Below are 25,233 nucleotides of genomic sequence, written 5' to 3'. Positions count from 1 at the left end.
CGGATGTCCGTCCTGTGGAAACAAGACCCAAAGTGAACATCTTTTATCCATCTGAGCCGTGATTGAAGGGATCAAGATACGGTTTTGGCACAGGCTGTCAATAGGTCCTCCACCAGAATTCCATTGATTCGCATCCCATCCCGTACGCAATCATTTATTTCGACACGGCTCAGACTTCCATCCGAGCAATGACCTGTACCTTTTCCGTTTCGTTTGGCGAACCGCCACATTTCTGAATCAGGTACTCTTTGGTGTTTCTGTGGCCCAGTTTTCCACGCCCAGCTGTTTGGCATACTCCAGCCCCCACATCGCCATCGAATACAAAATGGGCAGCGTTGCCTGGCCCAGCGCCGTAAGGCTATATTCAACGCGGGGCGGAATCTGGGCAAAAATTTTCCGATTCAAAATCCCGTTGCGCTCCAGATCCCGCAATTCCTGGGTCAACATTTTCTTGCTCACACCCGGCATGGCACGTTGCATTTCGCCGAAGCGAATAATCCCGCGTGAGACATTGTGAATGATAACCGGTTTCCATTTTCCGCCAATGATCAGGTTCGTCAGTGTAACCGGGCACTTCGTTACCAGATAAGGTGATAAATCTTCCGAAAAATCTTTTTTAACAACTGCCTCATTATCAATAATAGTTTCCATATAGATACTAAGCAACTAAAAAGTGATTACTTGACAAAAGTAAACTATTAGACCTAGCTTTGGCAAGAAACCAGTCGAAAAAATAATTAAATCATTGCTATGTACATCATCACAGGAGCCAGCGGTCATACCGGAAAACGCATTGCTCATCAATTATTGAACGCCGGAAAACCGGTCACCGTCGTAGGCCGTTCCCTCGAAAATCTGCAGGAATTCGTTGATCAGGGCGCTCAGGCCGCCATCGGCAGTCTGGAAGATGCCGGTTTTCTGACCACGGTGTTCAACGGAGCCACGGCCGTTTACGCCATGATCCCGCCCAATTTCGTTACCAACGCGTTTACCGCCTACCAAAACCGGGTCGCTGACGCGTTGGTAGCCGCCATTCAGGCTAACGGTATTCCGTACGTCGTGTCGCTGAGCAGTTTTGGGGCGCATTTGCCCGATAATTCCGGGGTGATCAAAGGAATGAGTTACCTGGAAAGAAAACTGGATGCAATCGATGGACTGAACACCTTACACCTGCGGGCCGGTTTTTTCTTCCAGAATTTATTCAGCAGCGTCGGTCTGCTCAAAAACGCCGGTATTCTGGCCGGTTTTCCCGTCGATGGGGACAAACTCCTGCCAATGGTGCATCCAAACGACATCGCGGAGGTGGCCGCCCGCCATTTGCTGGCTCTGGATTTTACGGGCAAAAATGTCCGGTTTGTCGCGGGGCCGCGTGATGTGTCATTTGCTGAAGTCGCGAAAGTGATTGGACAGGCCGTTGGCAAACCGGATTTAACCTGGACGAATTTCCCCTATGATCAGGCGCGGGCAGGCATGATTCAGGCCGGTTTGCAACCCAGTCTGGTGGATAATTACATCGAATTTTGCCAGATTATCAACGACGACAGTTTGACGGAAGGTTTTGTACGAAACGCCGAAAATACCACCCCGACGACGCTGGAAGAGTTTGTGGAACAGGAGTTTACGCCCGCGTACCAGAACAGTTGAAAACCGGGTCCGAAAACCGATTACGGAAATAGTATCCCATTGGCAAGGTCGCTCCGGTAGCCTTGCCAATCTTTTTTAAAACCGTTTCCATCCTATTTTTACGGCATGAAACCGGTTCTCTGTCTACTTCTGCTTTTAACGGGGTTTAGTGCGACCTCGCAGGTGCTGCGAAAACGGGCCGTCAAATTGATGGGCAGCCGGTTCGACATCACGATTGTTGCCAGCGACTCCCTGTCGGCGGAACAGCACATTGACGAGGTAATTGCCGAGGTGACGCGAATCGAGAATCTGATTTCCGACTGGAAAACCGATTCCCAAGTTTCGCAGGTCAACCAAAATGCCGGTGTTGGCCCGGTTCGGGTGGCTCCCGAAGTGTTTGCGTTGACCGAGCGGGCGCTCCATTTCTCAAAAATTACGAAGGGCGCTTTTGACATTAGCTTTGCCGCGATGGACCGGATCTGGAAATTCGACGGCTCGATGACGGATATGCCGAGCCCGGAAGCGGTTAAGAAGTCCGTTGAGAAGGTCGGCTATGAACATATCGTATTGGATCGGACCCGTTCCACGATTTTTCTGAAACGGAAAGGCATGAAAATCGGGTTTGGTGCGCTGGGCGAAGGCTATGCGGCCGACCGCTGCCGCGACCTGATGCTGGCGAAAGGCATCAAAGCCGGAATTGTCAACGGATCGGGCGATATGAGTACCTGGGGCAAACAACCCGACGGCAGCGACTGGCTGGTGGGCATCACCAATCCGCTGCGCAAAGACACGGTTTTTGCAATTGTACCCCTGCGACAGAGCGCGGTGGTGACCTCCGGCAGTTACGAAAAGTTCGTGATTTTCAACGGCAAGCGGTATGCCCACATCATCAACCCCCGCACGGGTTATCCGGCCACCGGTGTCAGCAGCGTAACGGTTTTTGGTCCCAGCGCCGAAACCGCCAACGGATTCAGTACCTCGATGATGGTGTTGGGGAAAGACGCCGGTCTGAATTTGTTAAAAAAGTACCCGGACTACAGTTGCATTCTGATCACCGACGACGGCCGGATTTTTTCGTCGCCCAATCTGACGGGTAAAAAGGATAAATTCTAGAGCGAACAGCCGGGTAAAGGCCCGTTTTCAACGCAAACTTAAGGCAATAATGCCACCCAGTATCAACACACTGGCAATTAGTCGTCTTTTGCTGTCTTCTTCATTAAATACCTTTGACCCCATAAACACACCGACCAAGATGCTGGTTTCCCGGGCGGGCGCCACGACGGTTAAGGGCGCATATTTCAACGCTTCCAGTACCAGGATGTAAGCCGCCGGGCTTAAGATGGCAATGGCAACGATGATCCATTTATGCAACTTCAGTTCCCGTTTCAGTTCGTCTTTTTTGGTCAGGATGAATGGAAAAAGCAAAATAGCCCCAAACAGGCTCGTCCCGATGGTAAGTGATAAAGGGGATACGGCGTAGGATTTTACGGCAATTGTATCATTAAACGTGTATAAGGCAATGAACAAACCGGTCAGTACACCGTACGTAATACCGGTCATGACTTTCGCGTTGTCTTCTTTTTTAAAGCTTAACCCGGTGATCAGCAGCACCCCGGCAATCATGAACAGCAAGCCGATCGTTGCCGTGATGGTCACCGGTTCGTGCAAAAATAAAACGGCAGCGATCGACGAAAACAGCGGTCCTGATCCGCGGGCGAGCGGGTAGACAACGGAAAGATCAGCGCTTCGATACCCCTTTTGCAATACGATAAAATACCCCAGATGCAACACCGAACTGCTTAACGAAAACCAGACGAGCGGTTGTGAATAGATCGGATCGCCCTGCTTTAGTTGAACGAACAATACCGGTAAATACAAAAGCGTACTGGCGATGTACATCAACCAGATAAACGGCGCTTTTCCCTGTGTTTTTTTGGAAAGCAGGTTCCAGGAAGCGTGTAAAACCGCAGCGGTAAGGACCAGGGCTAAAACGTATAAACTCATTTCCGGCGATAAAGGGGCTGATTTATAGGTGGCATTCGTCGGAAGTTAGCAAAAAGTACGATCACGTCCTTAATAACAATCCATCAGAATCTGCCCGTGCGACTGGTAGAAACTGACGCTTTTGCCCAGCTTCGTCTGGCAAATGGTTTCGAGCAGCGCAATGACGTCTTTCTGCATCGAAAGCGAGCCGCAAATCATGATGACGCCCTTCGTCGCCAGCACTTTGGCGATAAAATCGGCATCGCGGGCGATCAGTTGGCTGACGTATTGCTTTTCGCCTTCGCGTGAATACGCTACGTGGAGGTTCGTGAGTTGTTGCGCCGACCGGTTTTCTTCCAGAAAAGCCCGATATAGGTCAAACGATACACTTTCCCGAAAACCGCTGTACAGATGACAAGGCGTTTTCTGCGTATTCCGGTCAATCATCCCCAGAAAGGGCGCTATGCCCGTTCCATTGGCAATCATGACCACGGTCGGGGCGGTTTTCGGGAAATGAAAATGATCGTTGTTGACGATCCGGGCCTGAATCGTTTCGCCGGGCGATTGCCGGTGTAAAAAGCCGGACCCCAGACCATTCGGGTGCAATCGGATGCTCAACTGAAGTTCGTTGTTTACAACGCCAATCGAATAGAGCCGTTCGCGGTGGTCGTTAGCCGGATAAATTGCGAGCAAATCGCCCGAGGTAACGCGCTGATTGTGACTGTTCTGTAACCGAATTAAAAACGTGCCGTCGGGCTGAGCGGTTTTAGTGGTACTGGTGACAACCAGTGTTTCAAGGTCAGGGGTTGGCGCTTTCAGCAACTCCAGCGAAACCGGCATCGGCAGATCGGTTTGCTGCGACCAGGCTTCGGCCCATAAGCCAAAATCGGTCGGCGACTTGTCATTCACCGTATGAATATCCACCAGCGGAACCGCCCACGATTGCCGCGCCAGCAACTGATTTACCTCGAAAGCGAACTTACAGAAATCAGGATAAGCATGTGATCCAAAACCGAGCACCGAAAACCGCACCGGTTGCGGCTGCGGGTATTTTTCAACCAGATCGACAAACCGGGTCGCATTCGTCGGCGCGTCGCCCAGCCCGTAGGTAGCGGTTAAGGCAATCAGATGCTCGGCTTTGGGAAAAACCGCATACTTATTCAATTCAGTCAGGAATGATTTCTCACCCAACGTAAGTAACTGTTGATGAATGAATTGCGCATACCGAAACGTGCTACCGTTCTCCGAACCAACCAGGATGATAAACCGGCTTTCGTCGGCCGAATACGTATTTTTTTTCACCCGGTTTTTCAGGCGTTTCCAGGAAATGGCAAAACCGGAATAGATGAAAAAGAGAATATTCGCGGAAGCCACGGCCAGAATGAGCGCCCAGATGGCACTCGTCCGACCGGTATGCAAATCCAGGCTCAGGTTCGTCAGCAAAACGGCGGTTGGGTAGTGGTTTTCGCTGAGAATGTCGCCCGTTAGCTGGTTCACGGTCAGTTCGCGGTCCTTGAGTTTCAGCGTGTAGTAATCCTCGACGTCTTCCGAAAACGGAAATTCGATGGTTTGTACGTCCGCCAGTCGGGTGTTCTGAAAAACCGCAAAATCGGCCAGGGTTCGTTCCGGTTTTGACCGAATGGCGTCGAAATCGATTTTAGGAGACACTTTCTCCGTTGCCACCAGTCCAAACCGGGCCAGGGAGAGGTAGGTCCCCGAAAGCGCCATGATGAAAATCGGAATCAGCGACAAGCGCCCCAGCACGACGTGGTAATACGGGGCAAAATTTTCCCGGACAATCCGGGTAAAAAACCGCTTCACACCGCGTTGACGCTGGATGATCAGCAGGGTGCCGGAAACCGTAATCAGCAGCAGCAGAAACGCCGTCAGCCCGATAAAAAACCGCCCGGCTTCGTGCAAAAACAGCGAGCGGTGCAGCGCCGTTACCCACTGAAAAAATTCAGTTTGCGGAGTGGGAACGCCCAGCATTTTACCCGTCTGCGGATCAATGTAAGCGGTCAGGTTTTTGCCGTTGGCATCGCTGCCTTTGATTTGCACAAACTGGTTGGCGTCGACGCTCAGTTCACTGATTTCTGCATCGTTTTTTTTCAAAACCGGCAGCGTCTGGGCCAGGGTAAGCTCGTTAAACTTGTCGGAACGATACGGCTGGCTTTTCTGCAATACCGGTTCAAACGCCAGAATAATTCCCGTTACCGACGCCAGTACCAATAAAAGAAAAGAAGATACCGCCAACGCCAGGTGGCTGTATCTCCATACCGAAATGGTCATAAATCCGGTTGCGATTAATTGGGGCTGAACCGTACGTACCGAATGAAACCGGTGCCTTCGCTCCTGGCGGAAAGTCCTGCCGTCGTGAGCGGAATTTCGATGTCTTTGGCGTGATCCTCTTTATCTTCCACCGCACTTTCGAACCGCAGTTTGTAATCCTTGTTGAGCTTCGCATTGTCGATCTCCAGCACGATCACGCTGCGATCACCCCCCGCCACCGACGCCCCGGAAATGGCGCTGATGTTGGGCGTTTTTTTACCCAGCGCCCTGTACCAGGCCTTGACGTCCTTGTACCATTTTTTATCGGAACCGAGTACGTACAACGTTTTCTCATAAGCGCCCTGTCCATCCATCAGCGAAACGGCGATGTATGCTTTTTCGCCCATGTAATTGGTCATCTGAATCATGCACTTGTACTGGGTAGTACCCGACTGCGCCACCGAAACCGATGATCCGAACAACGTCAGGGCCAGAACCAGCCAGCCTATTTTACGCAAACAAGTCATACTATTTCAGGAAGTTAACGGATACATTGCTTTTCGAAAGCGATTCATTTTCGCTCGCCAGATCGTAAGCGGTTTCTTTAAAGTTGGTCGCAATGTCCTTCTTGGCCCCGATGGACAACAGGTATTTCAGCATGGCATCGTCCTTCGATAGCATGGCCGCTTTGTGCAGCGCCGTAATGCCTTCCTTGTTTTTGCTGTTCACATCGATCTGGAGGGGTTCCAGCCGTTTCACCAGCGACAGGTCGTTTTTGGCAACCGCCAGATGATACAGCGTGTTGCCGTTTTTCTGCGCAGCTTTGCTATCCAGCCCTTTGTCCTGTAGCAGTTTCAATTTCGCATCAAACTCTTCGGCCCGTGCCGGATTATAGGACTGAACCAGGTAAGCGATCAGGTTATCACCGGTTTTGTCCGTCACCTTCACATCGGCTCCTTTGCTCAACAGAAACCCCACGACTTCGGGCGAATTGCCCCGAACTGCCAGCGCCAGTGCCGTTGCGCCCTTCTCGTTGCGCTGGTTGACGTTTTTCACGTTCGGTTGCAGCATTTCCAAAACAGCAAGGTCCCGGTTGGAAGCGGCCGCGTACATAAAAACCGTATTGCCTTCGTCGTCGGCCTGATTGACATCGACGCCTTTGTTCAGAAAATACCGAATGATTTCGTTCTGCTTGGGTCGGCGAACCAGCGCGTGCAGGACGTTTTCACCGGCTTTATTAACCGCCGTCGGTTTGAGTTTCAGGCTTTCCAGGTATTGAAAGAACTCGAGGCTATTCGCACCCTGGCGCCCGCCCTGGCTGGCCATGATCAGGGCATTGTCGGTAGCCGGAACGCCCCGTTGCAGCAGTGCTTTCAGGAGGTCGATGTTGCCACTCCGGGCCGCATAACTGAACGCGTTGTTGCCAACCGCATCCGTGCTTTTCAGATCCAGTCCTTTCGATATAAAATAATCGGTCAACTTGAAATCCTTGTCATTCGCAATCGCAATCAGTAAGGCATTGGCGCCGTCCGGATTGAGGTCCTTTTTCAGGTCAGCCCCGTTCCTGAGGCACAAGTCATAGACCTGCGTGTTCGGCTGACCGGCACCGGCCGCAAAATTCAGAACCGTCATGCCGTGGCTGTCGACGACGTTGGTTTTGGAGCCTTTCGCGAGCAGGTACTCCATCAGCTCCACATTGCCCCGGATGGCCGCCCAGTGCAGGTAGATCCGGCTGTCGTGGGTGATTTTGTTCACGTCATTGCCCGGTTGAGTCAGCAGATATTGGATCGTTTCGTTGGGCGCCTGAGCGTTGATCGCCATCACAACGGGATCAAAACTGGCGGGATTGAACTGCGATGGACTATTTCCCTTTTCGATTTCCGCCTTCACCTGATTCACGTCCGGTTTTCCCTGCCAGAACGACGGTTCCAGCAGCACGTTTTTCTGGGCCTGAGCGGAGACTGCGATGCCGACCAGAAGGACAATGAGTAGTTTTCTCATCCGATATTTTTGAGTTAAAATGCTGAGACAATGGGTTTCGGGTTTTCATAATCCCGAAACAGGGTGCAAATTAATAAGATTCAGTCTAAATAAGCAGCATCTGTGGTTACTAAATTTGATATTTAGCCGAATCAGTCCGGGCAATTCAATGTGCGGGAACAACTCCGGGTCGACGCAGGAGCAGCCCGGTTTGTAGTTCTGACGACAGAAACCGTCATCCGCTGGCTTCAAGTACCGGAATCGGAGCGATTTTGCCTGACCCGGTACGCGAACCTATTTCGGTGAAACCTCGACAATCACCCGTTTGTAGCGCGTCAGTGCGGGCGAGCCTTTATCAGTCACTTCCAGGATAAAATGAACGGTTTGAGGGCTGGAAACTTCCGGTGCTTTGACGGTGTGCAGGTTCGCCAGATTGGGCGAAAACGGAGCAAACGAAACCCGTTCTTTATACGTTCCGGCTTCGGGGTACTGGAACCAGTAATAACTCAGCGCATCGCCGTCGGGATCATACGTCCCCGTTGCGTTCAGACCAAAAATGTCCCCCGATTTCACTTTCAGCCCCTCCGGGTGGGCCACTTTCGGAACCGGCGGGTGGTTGGCGTTCCTGTATTCGCTCACCATCCAGTCCATCCGGGCGGCAAAATCGTGCTGAAAATCCTCCCGCCAGCGCCACAACGTCACCTGACTACTTTTGTATTTAGCGGTATCCGTCACAAAAGGCCGTCCCCAGCGCGACGCCACCAGTGGCGAATACGTATCCTCGGCATTCGTCCAGATCGGACGGGTTTCCGGGTCTGAAACCGGGCCGGTCACCAGTTGTCCACCCTGCGTCCGAACCGGGGTGGGGGCTGCCGTCGGCCGGGGTTCGGCCTTCGGCGTATACAATTCATACCGACCGCCCCAACCGCCATATTCCGGGTGTTCCGGCACATTCAAGCCATTGGGAATCAGATTCATGAACGAGGGCGTATCGCCTTCCATTCCGTAAGCGACATCCGGGTATTCCGTGCCCAGCGGCCCGTGGCCCTGCTGAATGTTCCGGGCAATCCAGTCGTTGCTATTGACCTCGTTATTGGCACCGGGAAAGTTGCGGGTAATCCCCGACCAGGTCGCATTCCGGTAGCTGCCGGGACTCACAATGAAGAAAATTCCGGGAAACGTTTTCCGAATCCACGGCCCGGAATCATCCTGATCGGAAATGGTGTACACACGCAGTTTGGCGTACAGCCGGGCGGCATCCGCAGCGGTTTTGGTTTTCTGTATTTTCCACAACGCCTGCGCCAGGCAGTTCGGACCGCCCCAAACCGGTATCCACAACGGGCGCGCATCCGGTTTTTCCAGCGTCTTGATAATCCACTCCGACCCTTCCGAATCCTGGCCTCCGCCAACACCTTCCATGCCGTAAACCGCCCGCCCTTTTTTGACTTTCGTTTTCAGTTCCGCTGCCGTTGGATAGCCTTTCGCGTGTTTCAGCAAATTGGGCTGCACTTTGCCGTACGCCGTCAGAATCCGGTGAATCGTTTCGGGCGCGACCCGGTTTCGCTGGTGCGTCGAGGTGGTGGCAATCAGTCCTTCCACCTCAAATTCGTTGGCATACGCCAGAAACCGCACCAGCGATTGCGCATCGTCGGGGTCGGCTTCGATGTCCGTCAACACCAGCACCCGAACCTTGGGCTCCGGCTGGGCCAGGAGAAATAGAGGGCTGAAAAGCAGAAGTTGCAGAGGAATCAGAAGACGCCATTTTTTCATTTCAAGTGCTAGTTTATCGTCAAATTTGGGATTCAATGACCGATGTTGGAAAAGCCGATTAAGTGCCATCGGCACGCAATGTTTGTAGCAATAATGTATTGATAGACGCGGACGGCGTGCCTTTAGGTACGCAATGAACCAACTGTTGCGTACCTAAAGGCACGCATATACCCTAAAATTCGCCTTTTCTACAAACATTCGGTCGCTACGCGACCAAACAGTCCATCGGTTTCCTATTTAATCATTGTTGTCGCTCGCGACACGCAAGCGACAACGTTCATTGAGATCGGATCACTCCGCAACCGTCGCAATCACCCGCTGGTAGCGCGTCAAACGGGGCGCTTTGGCATCCGTCACCTCCAGAATCAGGTGAATCTTGTTCCCGGATTTCGCATCTTTCGGAACCGTAAAAGCCGATTTAGCCTGATTCCCGTTCTGAATTGCCACTTTTCCCGAATACGAGCCCACTTCTTCGTACTGCCACCAGCGGTAGCTCAACGCATCACCATCCGGATCGGTGGCCGAACCGCTGAGCGTCACGTTCTGACCCGGTTTGACCCGAAGATTCGGCGCGTGATTGAGCTTCACGACGGGCGGATGATTGGCTTCGTTGTAGGGCTTGACGCACCAATCGGCGCGGGCGGCAAAATCGCTCTGCAACACCGGAATCCAGCGCGTCTGCGGGTAGGCCGCATCGGCTTTTTGGGTGTACGGATTGTAGTCGGTAACGGTTTTCCCATCCTCCCAGCGGTACGGATTCGTGGGCGATTTCACCATGCGGCCACCCCAACCGCCGTAGGCCACGTCTTCCATGCTCCGCAATCCAACGTCGATGAGGTAAAAAAAGGCGGGCGAATCGCCTTCCGAGATGAAATCATACTGGCTCAATCCGTACTTTTTAGCTTCTTCCGGGTCGCCGTGCGTGTGTTCGGGGTCGCCGGGGAGCTTCTTGCCATCACCCCACAAATAATAAGATTCCAGCAAGGGGCCGTGCCCAAACCGGATGTTTTCGGCAAACCATTTTCCGCCCAGGTACGGTTTTAGCTCCGCCGGAACCACGCGGGGCCACAGATACGCAAAGCTCCAGAACTGATCCGAATTATACAGCACCTTGATCTGCGGCCAGTTGGGAGCAATGTATTTCTGATAGGTCGCATCCTGATCCAGAACCGCATAAATGATGGCTTTGTCGGAGACTTTCTTAGCAATTTTCGCCCAGTCGGCTGAGTTTTTGTACTGATCCTCAATGGATTTCAAAGCGCGGGCGACGGTGTTCGTTCCTCCCCAGATTTGCAGATAAACCGGACTGCTGGTGTTATCTAGCAGAATCTTCTTGATGAAATCGGAACCTTCGGTATCGCGGCTCATTTCGCCCTCAAAATCAATATTTCCGACCCGTACCAGACTCTTCAGATAGTCGGGCGTCGGGTAGCCTTTGGCGTGTTTGATCAGGTTCGGATAGACGTTGGCGTATTTGTCAATGTATTCCTCCATCCAGGTGGTGCCGGGCCAGCGAAGTTCGGTGCGTTCGCCGTATCGTTTGGCCGTATTAGGCATTTCGGAGGTAAATTTGGTCCCTTTCCCATCGCCCTTGTAGTGCCACTGCGAACTGCTGTAGACCAACCCGACAATGTCGAACTCGTTGCTGTAGAGCAACATCCGGATAAACGTATCGACATCGTCCACTTCGCCATCGGTCGTCACGATGGTGCGCGGTTTGGTCGAGGGAAACTGGGCGATGGCTGATGCCGAAATTCCCAACGCCAGTACCACCAGTGACCCTGATTTTCGCATCGATTGGGATTGCTTAAGGCGTTTGAAGAGCGGTTTTCCAGCCTGCATACCCGGTTTGAACAGTGTCATTTTCCTTTTCAGGCTGGATGAATAACTTTCCTACGTTCAGGCTTTTCAGGTAATCCAGGTCGCGGTAAATACCGGCTTTTAAACCGGCAAGGTAAGCGGCACCCAATGCCGAGACGTCCGGCATGCCGCCGTTAACGACGGTTTTCCCAAGTAAATCCGCCAGAAATTGCAGGATAAAACCGTTGGCGGTCATTCCTCCGTTCACCATGAGTTCCTGTAAATTAATCCCGGTATCGCTTTCCATCGCCACGATAACATCTTTGATCTGGTACGGGATGGATTCGAGCGCGGCCCGAACGAGGTGGTTCTTACTGGACCCGAACGTTAAACCGGAGATCGTCGCCTTCCGCGACATTTGCCAGTGGGGCGCACCCAACCCGCTGAATGCCGGAACGATATACACCCCGCCGTTGTCGGAAACCGCCGTTGCCATCGCTTCGGTTTCCCAGCTTTCAGCGAATAGATTCAGCGTATTTTTCAGCCATTCGATGGTCGCTCCGCAGGTCACAATCACACCTTCCAGCGCGTAATCGACCCGGTTTTCGGTGCTCCAGCAAACGGTCGTCACCATGCCCTGCTTCGACTCTTTCAGCTCCGGACCAATGTTCATGATGATCGAGCAGCCGGTTCCCAGCGTCGCTTTGGCCGTGCCGGGCGTGAAACAGCCCTCCCCAAAAGCAGCCGCGTGCGAATCGCCGATCAGACTTGTAATTGGCAGGTTATGATCGAACAATCCGTTGAAATTCGATTCGCCAAACCCAAAAGCCGACGGCCCGGGTTGCGGCAGATTCAGCCGGGACAATCCGAAAACGGTCAGTAAATCCGGGTCCCAATCCAGCGTTTTCAGGTTGAAAAACAGCGTTCGGGATGCGTTGGTGTAATCGGTCAAATAGCGTTGTCCGTTCGTTAGCTTATACAGCAGCCACGTATCGACCGTGCCGAAATACGCCTTCCCGGCATCGACGGCCTGCCGGACTTTTTCGTTGTTTTCATACAGCCAGATCAGCTTAGTGCCGGAAAAATACGGATCGATGAACAAACCGGTTTTGGCCCTGACGACTTCTTCCAGACCGTCGGATTTGAGTCGTTCGCAAACGTCGATCGAGCGTTTACACTGCCAGACGATGGCGTTGTGGAGCGGTTTTCCGGTTTCGTCCCAGACCACGAATGTTTCGCGCTGGTTCGAAATGCCGCAGACCCGAATGGACTGAAAATCCCCGCCCTGAGCCGCAAAACCGTCCAGGCATTTTCCAACGGACGTCAACACGTTCCGGTAGATTTCGTCGGGGTCCTGCTCGACGTAACCATCACCGTAATAGCGGGTTCGAAGCGGCTCCGAAGCGCGGGCGGCAACTTCGCCTTTTTCGTCAAACAGCAGCGTTTTCGTGCTGCTCGTGCCCTGATCGATCGCCAGAATATAGGAATGTTCCATAGCGTTAGTCGTTCCGCGAACTGGATTTGTCGATAATAACCGCCAGCAGAATCACGATGCCTTTGACGACCTGCTGCCAGAACGGCGAGACATTCAATAACACCAGTCCGTTGTTCAAAACACCAATGATTACTGCACCCTGCACCGTTCCCAGAATGCTGCCCCGCCCACCCGAAAGCGAGGTTCCACCGATGACCACGGCCGCAATGGAGTCCAGTTCGTAGCTCGTTCCGGCGTTGGGCTGAGCCGAATCCAGTCGCGAAGTAACCAGCAAACCGCCCACGGCGGCCAGCCCGCCCGCTATCGTGTAGACCAGCATTTTGATGCGATTAATATTGACCCCCGAAAGCCGGGCCGCGCTTTCGCTGCCGCCAATGGCGTAGACGTACCGCCCAAACCGGGTCTGGTCCATCAGCAAAACCACCACAAGCACAATGCCGCCGGAAATCCAGACTGGCAGCGGAATGCCCAGAAACCAGCCCGTTCCGAGGAAGGTAAATGAGTCGCCCAAACCGGTGATCGGAAAGCCTTCGGTCCAGAGCATCGTCAGCCCGCGGGCGATGGTCAGCATGGCGAGTGTGGCCACAAATGGCGGTAAGTTAAACCGCGTGATGGCCCAGCCGTTGAACCCGCCCAGCACACTGCCGGTCAGCAGTCCGGCGACAATGGCCCCGAAAACCGTGAAACCGATGTAGAGATTATTGGCGGGTAACTCGATGCCGTTTCGGAGCAAACCGGCCGCAATAGCCCCGGAAAGCGCCAGCACCGATCCCACCGAGAGATCGATTCCGGCGGTGAGCACCACCAGCGTCATGCCGACGGAAATACAGACGTTGACGGAGATTTGTCGCAGCACGTTCCAGCCGTTGGCGACGGTAAAAAACTTATCGGAAAGCAGGCCGATCGCGACGCAGAGAATCAGCAGCGCAATCAGCGATTGAAATTTCAGGAGAACGGGTCGGTAGGTTTGCAACGGAATCTGCATGAATGTCGGCATTAAAGGGTTTGCGGAATAGCGGCTTTCAGAATCTCGTCTTCGGAGGCATCGACGGACAGTTCCGACGTCAGGCACCCTTCGCTCATGACCAGAATCCGGTCGGAAATGGCCAGAATTTCCGGCAGTTCCGACGAAACCACCAGAATGCCCATGCCTTCGTCGGCGAGTTGTAAAATCAGTTTATAGATTTCATTCTTGGCGTTGACGTCGATGCCGCGCGTGGGTTCGTCGAGCATCAGCAGTTTGGGATTGGTCGCCAGCCATTTCGACAGCACGATTTTCTGCTGGTTGCCGCCACTCAGGTTCCGCGCGGTCTGTTTCTCCGACGACGTCTTGATTTTCAGGTCAGCCACGTACTTTTTCGCCAGCGCGGTTTCTTTCGTTTTATTCAGAAAACCGCCCTGTTCGAGACTTCTGAGGTTGGTCAGGCTGATGTTCGTGCGAACGTCCAGCCCCAGCACCAAACCGTCTTTTTTCCGATCTTCGGGCACCAGCGCCAAACCGGCTTCGATGGCATCGGCGGGTTTGTTCACCTTTATTTTCTGCCCGTTCAGTTCAATCGTACTGCTGGTTCGTTTCGGATGCAGGCCGAAAAGCGTTTCCAGCAATTCGGTCCGGCCAGCGCCCATCAAGCCGAAAATCCCGACAATTTCACCCCGCCCGACCTGAAACGAAATGTTTTTCAGCAGGTTTTCCTGCGTCCGAACGGGGTGTTTCAAACAGAGATTTTTAACGGTTAACAGCGGTTTTACAAGTTCGGAGCCAACTTTTCGCCGAATGGCATGAACCGACCGACCGACCATTTTGCGGATGATGTCGTCGTGCGTCATGCCGCGCATGTCGCCGGATTCGATGGATTTGCCGTCGCGCAACACCACAAACCGGTCGGCCATTTTGAACAGTTCGTCCAGTTTATGCGAGATGTACACGATGGTTTTATTCGCCTTTTTCAAGTCTGCAATGATCGAAAACAGCACCTCTACTTCGCTTTCGCTGATGGCCGAGGTCGGTTCGTCCATGATGATCACCTCCGAATCGATCAGCAGCGCCTTGGCAATTTCGACGACCTGTTGCTGCCCGACTTTCAGTTCGGCTACCAGCGTCTCGGGACTCACTGTCAGCTTCAGTCGATCCAGCAACTGCTGCGTCCGCAACCGCATCGCCTTCCTGTCGAGCATTCCCCACTGGGTTGTCAGTTCGCGGCCCAGAAAAATGTTTTCGGTGATGCTCAGGTACGGAATCAGGTTGAGTTCCTGGTGAATAATAGCAATGCCGCCATCCTGAGCCTCGCGCGGGGAAGCAAACCGAACCGGTTGCCCTTTGAAAAGAATCCGGCCTTCGTAATCCGGGTAAACGCCCGAAAGAATCTTCATCAGTGTGGATTTTCCGGCCCCATTTTCACCAATAACCGCGTTCACTTTTCCGGCCTGAAATTCCAGACAGACGTTCTCCAGCGCCGTAACGCCCGCAAACCGTTTCGTTATGTTTTCCGCTATTAACATGGCTAGATACGGATCGGAATCACTTCGATGGCGTCGGTGTGCAGGTGTTCCCGATTCAATTCGACCGCTCCGATAAAGCGGATCTGCTGACCGGTTTTGGCACTGGCTTTGAACGGCGCCACCACCCGGTTTCGAATAATTTTGTTGAGTTCCGCCGACACATTGTTCAGATCCATCGTGTTGTCAAATTCCGTCAGGCTGATCAATCCCGACGCATCACGGGCGGCATTCCCGAAAACGTATTCTGTGGCAATGGTGATTTCTGAGCCGTTGGACAGCATAACCGTTACGTCGTGGTCGCCAATAGCGGTTATTTTCCCGGTTCCCCGCACCAGGAAATACCGCAGATTGCCAATGCTCAGCGCGTGGGAATGAGCCTCGAAGGCTTTGTCTTTATCGGTTTTCAACTGCTGAATCAGCGCAATCAGCTCAACGGCTTTCCCCGAATCCGGCAGCAACTTGGTTTTCCAGAACGCTTCGGCGTAGGCAGCCGCATCGAATTTTGAGGTAGCGCCCTTCGCTTTCACCTCGTCCAATTTCCTGAAATAGACGGAGTTATAAGCCACGACCGCCAGCAACAAAACCAGAACACCGTATTTCAAACCGTTCCTCTTCATTTCAATTTCGTTTGGTCAATGCGCTGTAATCGGTGATGTTGGCCTGCGAAACCAGTTCGACGGCTACCGGCATTTTCGGCGGAAAATCCCGTTTCCCCTTAAAAAATTCGTCGGCATAAATGGCAGCGGTTTTCGCCATCGTCTGGGGCGATTGCAAACCCGTTGCCATGATTTTTCCGTTACTGATCGACTCGATCACATCCTGCGCACCGTCGAAACCGTATACCTTGATTTCCTTCGCTTTTCCGGCGGCCATCACGGCCTGGTACGCACCCATCGCCATCGCATCATTCCCGCAGAAAATTCCTTCGATTTCCGGATGCGCCTGTAAAATGGACTCGACCACTTCCAGCGCCTTATTCCGGTCAAAATCCGCACTTTGCTGCGCCACCATCTTCAAATTCGGGTACAGATCGACCACACTGTGAAAACCCTTCGAGCGGTTCCAGGTGTTGTTGTCGCCCACCAGACCCAGAATTTCGACGTAGTTGATCGTTGTTCCGGCGGCTTTTTTCGGCATCGTTTGCACAAAGTATTTTCCGATGGCCACGCAACCGGCGTAGTTATCGGACAGAATCTGAGACGTGGCGGCTTTGGCCGAGTTGACTTCGCGGTCCATGCAAAAAACCGGAATACCCGCTTCTTTGGCTTTCAGAACGTTGACCACCGAACCATCGGCATCCGTCGGATTGAACAGAATGGCGTCGAAACCGGAAACGATGGCGTTCTCGAAATGGTCGGTTTCCAAAGCGGTATTGTTCTGCGAATCAAAGATTTTCGCTTCATACCCCAATGATTTGGCCTGCGCAGCCGCCGTTTCGGCCAGCACCACAAACCACGGATTGTTGAGTGTCGAAATGATAACCGCCACCTTTTTCGGGCCTTGTTCACCGGACGATTTTTGGCAACTACCGGCCATGAGCAAGCCGATCAGCAGCAGAAAAACCGGTATGATCTTGTACTTCATCAGCTTGTTCATTCGATACACAATCGGTTCAAAGATGTTGTAGAGCCCTACGGGAATACCGTGATAATCACCCGCTGGTAACGCGTCAGGGCCGGTTTTCCGTTGTCGGTCACGGCCAGAATGACGTGGATCATTTCCGGTTTTGTCACCCTGGGCGCCATGATAAAGGCGGTTTTCTGCTGTTTATCCTGCACTTCCAGTGGTCGGTTGCTGTCGTAAGTGCCCGGTTCGCGGTAATAAATCCATTCGTAGGCCAGTTCATTGCCGTCGGGATCCGTTGAGCCTTCGGCACTTAAAACCACCTTATCACCACTTTTTACCCGCAATTGATTAGCATGTTTCAGTACGGCAACGGGCGGGTGATTGGCTTCCTTATACGGTTTGATGGTCCAGTCGATGCGGGCGGCAAAATCGTGCTGATACGCCTGCCGCCACCGCCAGATCGTGGCTTTGTTGCTGGTGTGGTAATTGCCGTCGACGCCCAGCACTTCGTCTTCGGCGTCGGCCCAGAATGGGCGCGTTTCCGGGTCGTGAAACCACTTGCGCGTCCGGGGGGTATAAAACTCGTAGCGGCCACCCCAACTGCCGTAATTCGGGTGTTCCGGATCGCTCAAGCCATTGTTAATCAGGAAGAAAAACGAGGGAGTGTCGCCTTCCATCAGAAATTTGGTTTCCGGGTGTTCGGCACCCAGCGGCCCGTGGTTTTTCCGAATGTGTTCGTTGAGCCACGGATTATCGACCAGACTAAAATCGGCACCCGTAAACCGCCCGTGAAATTTATCCCCGCTGATGCCGGTCCAGGCCCCGTAATGATACGCTCCCCCGTCGTGAAAACCGGGGCTGGCGATGAAAAACAGGTTGGGGAATGTCTTGCGGAGCCACGGCCCGGCGTCGTCCTGATCCGAGATCGTATAGACGCGAATTTTAGCAATAAACCGGTCGAGTTCTTCCGGCGTGCGGGTCTGGCGGACTTTCCACAGCGCCTGCGCCAGGCAGTTGGCTCCTCCCCAAACCGGAATCCAGACCGGGCGGTCGTCTTTCCGATCCACCACGGCAATGAGGTGTTCCGAACCCTCCGAATCTTTACCGGGGCCGACTGCTTCCAGGCCGTAATTCGGGTACGAGGCTTTGATAATGCTGAGTAAATAGCTCGTTTCGGGATAGCCTTTTTCGTGCAGCAGGAGATTGTTGCGCACTTTGCCGTACGCTTCCACGATCTGCCGAATCCGTTCCGGGGCCACCCGGTTGCGCTGATGCACCGAGGTCGTCGCGATCAGTCCTTCCACATCCCACTGATTGCAATAGGTTAGAAACCGCACCATCGACTGGGCATCATCCGGCTCATTTTCAATATCGGTCAGTACCAAAACCCGTCGTTTCTGAGCGGTTTCCGGCGTTTGGCCATACATTATCGAATAAAAACCGCCCGTTAAAATCAGCGCAAAAGCCAGTTGAAAAAAGGGTTTATTTTTCATTTTTAAGCCTGTTTCTGTACCAGTTTCAACCCGGTTTCGGCAATTCCTTCTTCCGACAAACCGTAGTGATTAAGGATTTCGATTTGCGAACCGGTGACGGTGTATTCATCCGGAATCCCCATGATTTTGAACGGGTTACGAAAACCGTTCTGCAACAGGAACGACGCGCAGGCTTCGCCCAAACCGCCATAAATACTGTGTTCCTCCGCCGTGATGATGGGCGCACCGGTTTCGGCCAGTTTCGCCAGCAGTTCGTAATCCAGCGGTTTGATGGTGTGCATACTGACCACCGTCGCCCGGATTCCGTAGACGTTTTCCAGCCGATTAGCCGCCAGAACCGCCGGATAAACCGTTTCGCCCGTGCCAATGATGGCCAGATCACCGCCTTCCCGAACGACGCTTCCTTTGCCAAATTCAAACCGGCGGCTGGGATCTTCGGTCAGGTAAGGCATCGCTTTTTTGCCAAACCGGATGTAGATTGGATGATCGGTTTCAGCCGCCAGCCGGATGGCGTGTTCGGCTTCAAAATTATCGGCGGGTGCCACCACGATCAGGTTATGCACCGCCCGCAAAGCCGCAAAATCGTGCAGACTGTGGTGCGTCGAACCCAGCGCGCCGTAGCTCACCCCCGCACTGATGCCGATGAGTTTCACCGGATTATCCGAATACGCCACATCGGTTTTGATCTGTTCGAACGAACGGGCTGTTAGAAAACAGGCGGGCGAAACCGCAAAAACTTTCTTGCCCGTCGACGCCAGACCGGCCGCGACGCCCACCAGATTTTGTTCGGCAATCCCAATTTCAACGATTTGAGCGGGGTATTTCTGACCGAAAGGCACCAGTTTCCCGGAGCCCCGCGAGTCGCTGGTCACCACCAGAATCGTGCGGTCGGTACTGGCCAGGTCCTGAAGTGTCCCGGAAAAAACGTCGAGATTCGCTTTGTACGTAGCGCGTTCGTTTTGCGTCATTTCTGCCATAATTGTGTCACCTTTCGTTTTTCAGCGGAGGACTGCCGTAGCCTCCTCCAACTCTTCCAAAGCCTGGGCATACTGCTCGGCATTTGGAACGCCGTGGTGCCACTTTAATTGATTTTCCATGTAGCTGATACCCCGACCTTTGACGGTGTGGGCAATGATCAGGCTCGGTTTTCCGGGCGCAAACGGCAAAGCCGCAAAGGCCTCTTTTAACGCACCGAAATCGTGCCCGTCCACGTGCCGGACTTCCCAGCCGAATGCTTCAAATTTGCGGTCGAGCGGATCGGTGTTGCACACGTCGGTAGTTGGCCCTGAAATCTGCAACCCATTTTTATCGACAATGGCGCACAGGTTATCCAGTTGATAATGAGACGCCAATAACGCTCCTTCCCAGTTCGAGCCTTCGGGCAGTTCGCCGTCGCCCAGCAGTGTAAAGACTCGGTACGCCAGCCCATCCAGCTTGGCGGCCAGTGCGGTTCCAACGCTGAGCGACATCCCATGTCCGAGCGATCCGGTATTCTGTTCAATGCCGTTGACCTTTTTCGTCGGGTGACCGATGTAGTGCGAACCGTATTTACAGAGCGTCAGCAAATCCGATTCCGGGAAAAAACCCTGGTCGGCCAGCACCACGTACAGAGCCTCCACCGTATGGCCTTTGCTCTGAATATACCGGTCGCGTACCGGCGATCTGAAGTTCTCCGGGCTGACATTCATCACGTGGTTATACAGCACATTCAGAATGTCTACGCACGACAGACTGCCGCCCGTATGCCCGGCTTTGGCCTCGACAATGTACTTCAGAATTTTCCTGCGATACTCGACCGACTTCAATGCTAACTCCTTATCAGTCATAACTTTTAATGTTCGTAGACTTCCCAGCCCATGTAATTTCCGAGCGCTTCTTTCAGAATCCCGGCGGTTTTCGAAGCGTTCATTACGACGTGGTGTTCAAACCCGTTGCGGCAAACATATTGCATCAGGCCCTGCAAATTCGGGATGTCGGCCACCGCCCGGTTTCCGAACGTATTCAACGCATCGTCGGTCAAGCGGCCTTCGCCGACGTACGCTTTGATAATGCCTTTGGAATCGTCGGTGCTGATGCGTCCGTACGTCAGCGGAGACGCCGGGGTTCGGCCCGACAACGCTCCGTACGTGTTTTCCTCCCCGACGGTGGTGCCCAGAATGGGCGCGGTGCTGATTTCGATGTCCGGCAAAAACGACTTCGCCCAGTTGCCACAGTGAAACAGCACGCACTTGTTTTCGTCGTCGGCGTAATTGTTGTTCCAGTCGACCAGTGCACTCGGGGAGCCCGAGGCCAGTTGCATGGCGTACATGCTCAGCGTACCGGTTACATCGACCTCGCACGCGCTCGGCAGCATGTTTTCGCTCATCATGCTCATGCTCGTACAGACGTTGCAGCCGTAATTCTGCTGAATTGAGGTCCAGCACTGAATGGCGGTGGCATCGAGCGAATTTTGTTCCACGAAGTCGTTCAACACCACATCGAGTTTGGCAATCTGCACCAGCTTATCGTCCGGCGTGCGGCCCGTCGGCGTATACGCTTTGATGGCTTCCAGCCGGGCTTTCACGCTGGCGTCGTCTTTGGTCAGTTTGTCAGCATTGCCCAGAATTTCGGATAAGTCGATGGTGACCACCGAGATCCCGTTGCGCTGCAGAATTTTTTCGCTGTACCGAACCGTATTAAAACCGCCCGGCCGCGCGCCCACCGCGCCAATTCGAACCTTCCGCAAACCGCGCACCACCCGGCAGACGCCGATGAAATTCAGCAGATCCTGCGTAAAGCTGGCGTCGGTCGGATGCACCACGTGCTTCGTCGTCAGCGAGTATTTGATGCCAAACTGGTAGAGGTTATTGCTGACCGAAATCTTGCCACACCACGAATCGCGTCGGCGGGCGACGTCCAGTTTGTTCAGGTCATCGGGGTACGCCTGGATCAAAACCGGCACTTCCAGACCGGCCAGTTTCAGCGTTTCGGCCACGCCACGTTCATCGCCAAAATTGGGCAGAACCACCAGAATGCCACTGATTTCATCGCGGTGGTTCCGGAACAGATCCGCACATTTTCGCGCGTCCTGAAATGTTTCCACTCCGCCCAGCTTGGTATCTTCCGTGCCTAACAGAATCGGATTAATATTGTGTTTTTTCAGAATATCGATGATTTCGACCCGTGATTCCGCCACCAGCCGGTCCGGAAAAAAGTCACGGTTTCCAATAATGACACCCAGACTGATGGGCGCGCTTTCTTTTCTGGTCATAGTGAGTCAACTGGCAATGAGTAATTCAATTTCGTTGTCGTGAAAAACCTGTTTATCTTTTTCTTCGATTCCGGCATCGGTGATGATGTAATCGATCAGCGACAAAGCACCCAGGCTAGCGAACGCGCTCTTCCCGATTTTGGTCGAATCGGCCACCAGATAGGTCGTGTCGGCGGCATCGATCATGGCTTTTTTGACGACCAGGTCGCTGATGCTTGGGTAGGTCAGCCCGGATTTCAGCGAAATACCGGCGGTGGCCAGAAACAGCTTTTGCACATTCAGCCCCTTGAAAAAGTCGGCGGCTTTCTGGCCGGTGAGTGAGAGCGTCGGCGGTTTGAATTCGCCACCGGTCATGATCACCTCGATGCCCGGTTCGGCGCCCAGAATCAGGGCGATATTCAGGGCGTTGGTGATGACAGTCAGGTTTTTAATACCGATTAATTTCCGGGCTATTTCGGTCGTGGTCGAACCCGAATCCAGAATAATGGTGTCGCCACTTTCGATGTATTCCAGGCATTTGGCCGCAATCCGTTCTTTTTTGTCGATGTTTTCCTGGTTCCCCAGCGAAAACGTGCGCACCTGATTTTCCACGTTTTTCAGAAAAGCGCCCCCGTGTTCTTTGGTCACCAGCCCGTCTTTTTCCAGCTTTTCCAGATCCTGACGAATCGTTACTTCGGTTACCTTAAAGAGTTTTGCCAGATCGATCACTTTGGCCGAACCGTCTTCCTTGAGCAATTCCAGTATTTTATCCCGGCGCCGATTGGCTAGCATTTTCCGTAAAACTTCTTATTATTTTTACTTTTCAGAATAAATACCAAAACAAACGAAAGCTGAAAACCGCCTTGCTTTTGGACAGAACGCATATAAAGCGGACTAGCTGGTGGCTTATCTGGAAATAATACCAAATAAATCAAAATAAATACTGACCAAAAGTAGGCAATATTCGATAAAAAGAAAACAAAAGAAATAAATAGTAAAAAATAGTTAATTTTTCCAGAGTTGGTAGTATCGAAAATAGAAAAACCGGTCAGCAGGTTTCGCCAACCTGCTGACCGGTTTTTGCATAAGGTGAGGACCGAATTAAGATTATACCATTTATCAGCCCACTGCTTTAGCTGTGGGTAAAACGAAAAGAAACCGATTGGGAATAACCGTTTTAACGGTTTCTACGTCCAGAAAACCGTTAAAACGGTTCCTCGTCATCAGCTGTTTTTTCCCTAACCCACAGCTAAAGCAGTGGGCTGATAAATGCCGACTTCGTCGATTTTTAGCATGGCTGGCGGATTAATTGTTCAGGCATCGGCCAAATCGCCCGAATACGTCAGCGGTAGCGTAATGTGGGCTTGCGTGCCGCTCCCGTTGCCCGACTCCATCCAAAACCGCGCACCAATCGTTTCGGCCCGCTCCCGAATGTTGTGCAGCCCCATTCCCATGCTTGCCGACTGGGTCAGGCCCACGCCGTCGTCGTTCAGCTCCACCGCCAGGGCGTCGCCGAGCCGAACCAGATTGATGTGGGCGCGCCGGGCGTGGGCGTGGCGCAAAATGTTGGTGCAAAGTTCCAGGCAAATAACGTACAGATTGAACTTCGCTTCCTGCGTGAGCGGAAAATTGTCTTCGGGTTCGTAGGTAATCGAAAACACGGTTTTTCCCGTCAGATTCAATTTAGCGACCAGACTTTTGAGTGACACCACCAGATCCTGCTGCAACAACTGATCCGGAACGAGATTGCGCGATAGCTGACGGACCTGCGTGGCGGCATCGTCGAGCAGATTCAGGCTGTTTTCGTAGAGTTTCTTGTTGCGCGGAGACAAAATATTTGCATCCATCGTCTGGAACGTCATTTTGGTCGCGCCGAGCAAACTGCTCACCCGGTCGTGCAGTTCGGTCGCAACGCGTTTGCGTTCAATTGTCTGCCCTTTGATCAGCGCCATTTCGATCTCCCGGTTTTTGGTCCGCAACGCGCTATTCGTGCGCTGGAGCCGTAAACTGTAATACAGCAGCAGCAGTCCCAGCAAACTGATGATGGCAATCCCGATAAACAACTGATCCCGCAACCCTTTTTGCGCCGACAACCCCAGCCGCAGCTGTTCGATGTGGAGTTGCTTGATGGTGGCCTGCTGCCGGGCCTGTTTCTGGGCCGATGCGTTTCTAAGCTGCTGGGTTTCGAGTTGGTGTTTCAGATTGGTCCGCAGGATTTCTTCCGTCTTGTATTTATTGCTGAGTCGGTCGATTTCCGCCTGCTTGGCCAGGGTCTGGTAGCGTTGATTCTGGAGCAACTGTTCCTGTCGGTAAGCGGTTTCCAGCCGTTCGCGGTCAAATTTTGCCTTGATTCGCAGGCTTTCGGTTTGGTTGATGGATTTCTGATGCTCCTCTCTTTTAGCGTTGTAGAGCCGTTGATAAGCAAAGGCATTTTTCCAGTCCTGCTGGTGTTCGTAAGCCCGGATCAACACGGCATACGCCGTCAGCATGGGCGCGTAATATTTCTGATTTTTGGCTAATGCTTCTTTGGCGCTGGCAATGGCTTCGGCATTTCGGCCCAGACCAAGGTACGACTCCGCCAGATCAGCCAGCGCGTCGGCCTGCGGCAGGGGCGATTTGAGTTGTTCCCAATACGCCACCGATTGTTTCAGATACGGAATCGCCTGGGCAAACTTCTGCTGGCTGTTAAACAAAACCCCGATGTCGTTGGTCAGAAAGGCCTTGTTCGAGATTGCTGCGTTGTTCCGGTCCAGAATATCCCAGGCCAGCATATACTGCGCTTCGGCCTTCTGCAAGTCGTTTTGTCCTTTGTAGGCTTCAGCCAGGTACTGGTGCAGGCTGGCCAGGTGAATCGGCTCAATTTTCCTGTCTTTTCCAAACCAGGTAATACTTTTCTGCAGATACGAAACGGCCTCGCCATACTCCCCTACGATGGTGCTGATCTTACCGAGATTCCGGTAAATCCGCCACAAATACATCCCGTACAAATCGGGCGATGTATCGATCAGCGCCAACAACTGGTAGTTCAGTTTAATGGACTGCGGGTAATCGGTTTTGAAATCCCGGTAATAACGTTCGCTCAGCAGCAGTCCTTTGATCTGGTATTTGACGTTCTTTTTTCGTTCCGCCAGCCGGATGAGTTGATTCGCCACCAGCAGCGCACTGTCGCGATGCACCATCCCGTTGTAATGCACGGAAGCCATAAAGTGCATGTATTCCATCCGGGCCGTATCGGTCGTGGGTTTCACCGGCAGCGTAGCAATTCGGGCCAAACGGGTCCGGGCCAACCGCAGCAAACTGTCGACATAGGCCCGGTCCATGCCCCGGTCGAAGTTGAACGGTGGCGTTTCGTAACTTTGGGCCTGCAGCGCGATACTGATACTCAGCCAGCCCAGAAGCAGCATTCCTCTTCGTAAAAAATTCATGGCATTCACTAAACGGTTTGAACCATTTCTGTCTATCTACAGACGCGTATCTGGAAAAATCACGGAATTCAGTGACCTAAAATCACGGATTTCGGTGATTCT

General features: G+C 53.0%; 20 protein-coding genes. 2 read left to right on the top strand and 18 right to left on the bottom strand.

Annotation, left to right across the window (positions count from 1 at the left end):
* Positions 1 to 237: 237 nt before the first annotated feature.
* Positions 238 to 651, bottom strand: coding sequence for a winged helix-turn-helix transcriptional regulator (locus EHT25_RS15310; RefSeq protein ID WP_124875934.1), 414 nt, complete (start codon positions 649 to 651; stop codon positions 238 to 240).
* Positions 652 to 750: 99 nt separating this feature from the next.
* On the opposite strand from EHT25_RS15310, the gene EHT25_RS15305 reads away from it, so the two are divergent.
* Together EHT25_RS15305 and EHT25_RS15300 are read left to right on the top strand one after the other, a co-directional pair.
* Positions 751 to 1,644, top strand: a complete 894-nt coding sequence (locus tag EHT25_RS15305) for an NmrA family NAD(P)-binding protein (RefSeq protein WP_124875932.1) — start codon at positions 751 to 753, stop codon at positions 1,642 to 1,644.
* Between the two features lie 105 nt (positions 1,645 to 1,749).
* A complete protein-coding gene (locus tag EHT25_RS15300; RefSeq protein ID WP_124875930.1) occupies positions 1,750 to 2,736 on the top strand; it encodes an FAD:protein FMN transferase in 987 nt (328 codons plus the stop codon).
* 27 nt (positions 2,737 to 2,763) lie between these two features.
* Here the strand turns inward: EHT25_RS15300 and EHT25_RS15295 are convergent, their stop codons facing one another.
* From EHT25_RS15295 to EHT25_RS15215, 17 genes are all read right to left on the bottom strand, one after another.
* On the bottom strand, positions 2,764 to 3,627 hold the full coding sequence (locus tag EHT25_RS15295) for a DMT family transporter (RefSeq protein WP_124875928.1): 864 nt from the start codon (positions 3,625 to 3,627) through the stop codon (positions 2,764 to 2,766).
* A gap of 69 nt (positions 3,628 to 3,696) precedes the next feature.
* Positions 3,697 to 5,895, bottom strand: a complete 2,199-nt coding sequence (locus EHT25_RS15290; protein ID WP_124875926.1) for a PepSY domain-containing protein — start codon at positions 5,893 to 5,895, stop codon at positions 3,697 to 3,699.
* A 14-nt stretch (positions 5,896 to 5,909) separates the two neighbouring features.
* Complete coding sequence (locus EHT25_RS15285) at positions 5,910 to 6,401, bottom strand: DUF2271 domain-containing protein (protein ID WP_124875924.1); 492 nt, start codon at positions 6,399 to 6,401, stop codon at positions 5,910 to 5,912.
* Position 6,402: 1 nt separating this feature from the next.
* A complete protein-coding gene (locus EHT25_RS15280) occupies positions 6,403 to 7,875 on the bottom strand; it encodes an ankyrin repeat domain-containing protein (RefSeq protein ID WP_124875922.1) in 1,473 nt (490 codons plus the stop codon).
* 273 nt (positions 7,876 to 8,148) lie between these two features.
* Positions 8,149 to 9,624 (bottom strand): DUF1593 domain-containing protein, encoded by a 1,476-nt coding sequence (locus EHT25_RS15275; protein WP_124875920.1) that lies wholly within the window; start codon positions 9,622 to 9,624, stop codon positions 8,149 to 8,151.
* Positions 9,625 to 9,915: 291 nt separating this feature from the next.
* Positions 9,916 to 11,487, bottom strand: coding sequence for a DUF1593 domain-containing protein (locus EHT25_RS15270; protein WP_229311551.1), 1,572 nt, complete (start codon positions 11,485 to 11,487; stop codon positions 9,916 to 9,918).
* On the bottom strand, positions 11,432 to 12,919 hold the full coding sequence (locus EHT25_RS15265) for an FGGY family carbohydrate kinase (RefSeq protein WP_124875918.1): 1,488 nt from the start codon (positions 12,917 to 12,919) through the stop codon (positions 11,432 to 11,434). The genes EHT25_RS15270 and EHT25_RS15265 overlap by 56 nt, the downstream gene beginning before the upstream one ends.
* A 4-nt stretch (positions 12,920 to 12,923) precedes the next feature.
* Positions 12,924 to 13,916 (bottom strand): ABC transporter permease, encoded by a 993-nt coding sequence (locus tag EHT25_RS15260; protein ID WP_229311550.1) that lies wholly within the window; start codon positions 13,914 to 13,916, stop codon positions 12,924 to 12,926.
* The gene (locus EHT25_RS15255; RefSeq protein WP_124875916.1) at positions 13,916 to 15,418 is read right to left on the bottom strand and encodes a sugar ABC transporter ATP-binding protein; all 1,503 of its coding nucleotides are present in this window, start codon (positions 15,416 to 15,418) and stop codon (positions 13,916 to 13,918) included. The genes EHT25_RS15260 and EHT25_RS15255 overlap by 1 nt, the downstream gene beginning before the upstream one ends.
* Positions 15,419 to 15,420: 2 nt before the next feature.
* The gene (locus EHT25_RS15250; RefSeq protein ID WP_124875914.1) at positions 15,421 to 16,035 is read right to left on the bottom strand and encodes a DUF2291 domain-containing protein; all 615 of its coding nucleotides are present in this window, start codon (positions 16,033 to 16,035) and stop codon (positions 15,421 to 15,423) included.
* Position 16,036: 1 nt separating this feature from the next.
* Complete coding sequence (locus tag EHT25_RS15245) at positions 16,037 to 17,002, bottom strand: D-ribose ABC transporter substrate-binding protein (RefSeq protein ID WP_124875912.1); 966 nt, start codon at positions 17,000 to 17,002, stop codon at positions 16,037 to 16,039.
* A 47-nt stretch (positions 17,003 to 17,049) separates the two neighbouring features.
* A complete protein-coding gene (locus EHT25_RS15240; protein WP_374756163.1) occupies positions 17,050 to 18,411 on the bottom strand; it encodes a nucleoside hydrolase-like domain-containing protein in 1,362 nt (453 codons plus the stop codon).
* A 68-nt stretch (positions 18,412 to 18,479) separates the two neighbouring features.
* Complete coding sequence (locus EHT25_RS15235; RefSeq protein ID WP_124875908.1) at positions 18,480 to 19,454, bottom strand: transketolase family protein; 975 nt, start codon at positions 19,452 to 19,454, stop codon at positions 18,480 to 18,482.
* 21 nt (positions 19,455 to 19,475) lie between these two features.
* Positions 19,476 to 20,303, bottom strand: a complete 828-nt coding sequence (locus EHT25_RS15230) for a transketolase (protein WP_124875906.1) — start codon at positions 20,301 to 20,303, stop codon at positions 19,476 to 19,478.
* Positions 20,304 to 20,308: 5 nt separating this feature from the next.
* Complete coding sequence (locus EHT25_RS15225; protein ID WP_124875904.1) at positions 20,309 to 21,727, bottom strand: L-fucose/L-arabinose isomerase family protein; 1,419 nt, start codon at positions 21,725 to 21,727, stop codon at positions 20,309 to 20,311.
* 6 nt (positions 21,728 to 21,733) lie between these two features.
* Positions 21,734 to 22,498 (bottom strand): DeoR/GlpR family DNA-binding transcription regulator, encoded by a 765-nt coding sequence (locus EHT25_RS15220; protein ID WP_124875902.1) that lies wholly within the window; start codon positions 22,496 to 22,498, stop codon positions 21,734 to 21,736.
* 521 nt (positions 22,499 to 23,019) lie between these two features.
* Positions 23,020 to 25,131 carry a tetratricopeptide repeat-containing sensor histidine kinase gene (locus EHT25_RS15215; RefSeq protein ID WP_124875900.1) on the bottom strand — a complete coding sequence of 704 codons (2,112 nt, stop codon included), beginning with the start codon at positions 25,129 to 25,131 and terminating at the stop codon, positions 23,020 to 23,022.
* Positions 25,132 to 25,233 lie beyond the last annotated feature (102 nt).

The sequence above is a fragment of the Larkinella rosea genome (assembly GCF_003858635.1).
Lineage (GTDB): Bacteria > Bacteroidota > Bacteroidia > Cytophagales > Spirosomataceae > Larkinella > Larkinella rosea.
The sequence above is the reverse complement of the archived record's forward strand: the minus strand, read 5'-3'. Positions and strand labels throughout refer to the sequence as shown.

Bases quoted from the DNA above. Each gene is read 5' to 3' on its own strand.
- EHT25_RS15310 (WP_124875934.1), bottom strand. From the start codon at position 651: ATGGAAACTATTATTGATAATGAGGCAGTTGTTAAAAAAGATTTTTCG.
- EHT25_RS15305 (WP_124875932.1), top strand. From the start codon at position 751: ATGTACATCATCACAGGAGCCAGCGGTCATACCGGAAAACGCATTGCT.
- EHT25_RS15300 (WP_124875930.1), top strand. From the start codon at position 1,750: ATGAAACCGGTTCTCTGTCTACTTCTGCTTTTAACGGGGTTTAGTGCG.
- EHT25_RS15295 (WP_124875928.1), bottom strand. From the start codon at position 3,627: ATGAGTTTATACGTTTTAGCCCTGGTCCTTACCGCTGCGGTTTTACAC.
- EHT25_RS15290 (WP_124875926.1), bottom strand. From the start codon at position 5,895: ATGACCATTTCGGTATGGAGATACAGCCACCTGGCGTTGGCGGTATCT.
- EHT25_RS15285 (WP_124875924.1), bottom strand. From the start codon at position 6,401: ATGACTTGTTTGCGTAAAATAGGCTGGCTGGTTCTGGCCCTGACGTTG.
- EHT25_RS15280 (WP_124875922.1), bottom strand. From the start codon at position 7,875: ATGAGAAAACTACTCATTGTCCTTCTGGTCGGCATCGCAGTCTCCGCT.
- EHT25_RS15275 (WP_124875920.1), bottom strand. From the start codon at position 9,624: ATGAAAAAATGGCGTCTTCTGATTCCTCTGCAACTTCTGCTTTTCAGC.
- EHT25_RS15270 (WP_229311551.1), bottom strand. From the start codon at position 11,487: ATGACACTGTTCAAACCGGGTATGCAGGCTGGAAAACCGCTCTTCAAA.
- EHT25_RS15265 (WP_124875918.1), bottom strand. From the start codon at position 12,919: ATGGAACATTCCTATATTCTGGCGATCGATCAGGGCACGAGCAGCACG.
- EHT25_RS15260 (WP_229311550.1), bottom strand. From the start codon at position 13,916: ATGCCGACATTCATGCAGATTCCGTTGCAAACCTACCGACCCGTTCTC.
- EHT25_RS15255 (WP_124875916.1), bottom strand. From the start codon at position 15,418: ATGTTAATAGCGGAAAACATAACGAAACGGTTTGCGGGCGTTACGGCG.
- EHT25_RS15250 (WP_124875914.1), bottom strand. From the start codon at position 16,035: ATGAAGAGGAACGGTTTGAAATACGGTGTTCTGGTTTTGTTGCTGGCG.
- EHT25_RS15245 (WP_124875912.1), bottom strand. From the start codon at position 17,002: ATGAAGTACAAGATCATACCGGTTTTTCTGCTGCTGATCGGCTTGCTC.
- EHT25_RS15240 (WP_374756163.1), bottom strand. From the start codon at position 18,411: ATGTATGGCCAAACGCCGGAAACCGCTCAGAAACGACGGGTTTTGGTA.
- EHT25_RS15235 (WP_124875908.1), bottom strand. From the start codon at position 19,454: ATGGCAGAAATGACGCAAAACGAACGCGCTACGTACAAAGCGAATCTC.
- EHT25_RS15230 (WP_124875906.1), bottom strand. From the start codon at position 20,303: ATGACTGATAAGGAGTTAGCATTGAAGTCGGTCGAGTATCGCAGGAAA.
- EHT25_RS15225 (WP_124875904.1), bottom strand. From the start codon at position 21,727: ATGACCAGAAAAGAAAGCGCGCCCATCAGTCTGGGTGTCATTATTGGA.
- EHT25_RS15220 (WP_124875902.1), bottom strand. From the start codon at position 22,498: ATGCTAGCCAATCGGCGCCGGGATAAAATACTGGAATTGCTCAAGGAA.
- EHT25_RS15215 (WP_124875900.1), bottom strand. From the start codon at position 25,131: ATGAATTTTTTACGAAGAGGAATGCTGCTTCTGGGCTGGCTGAGTATC.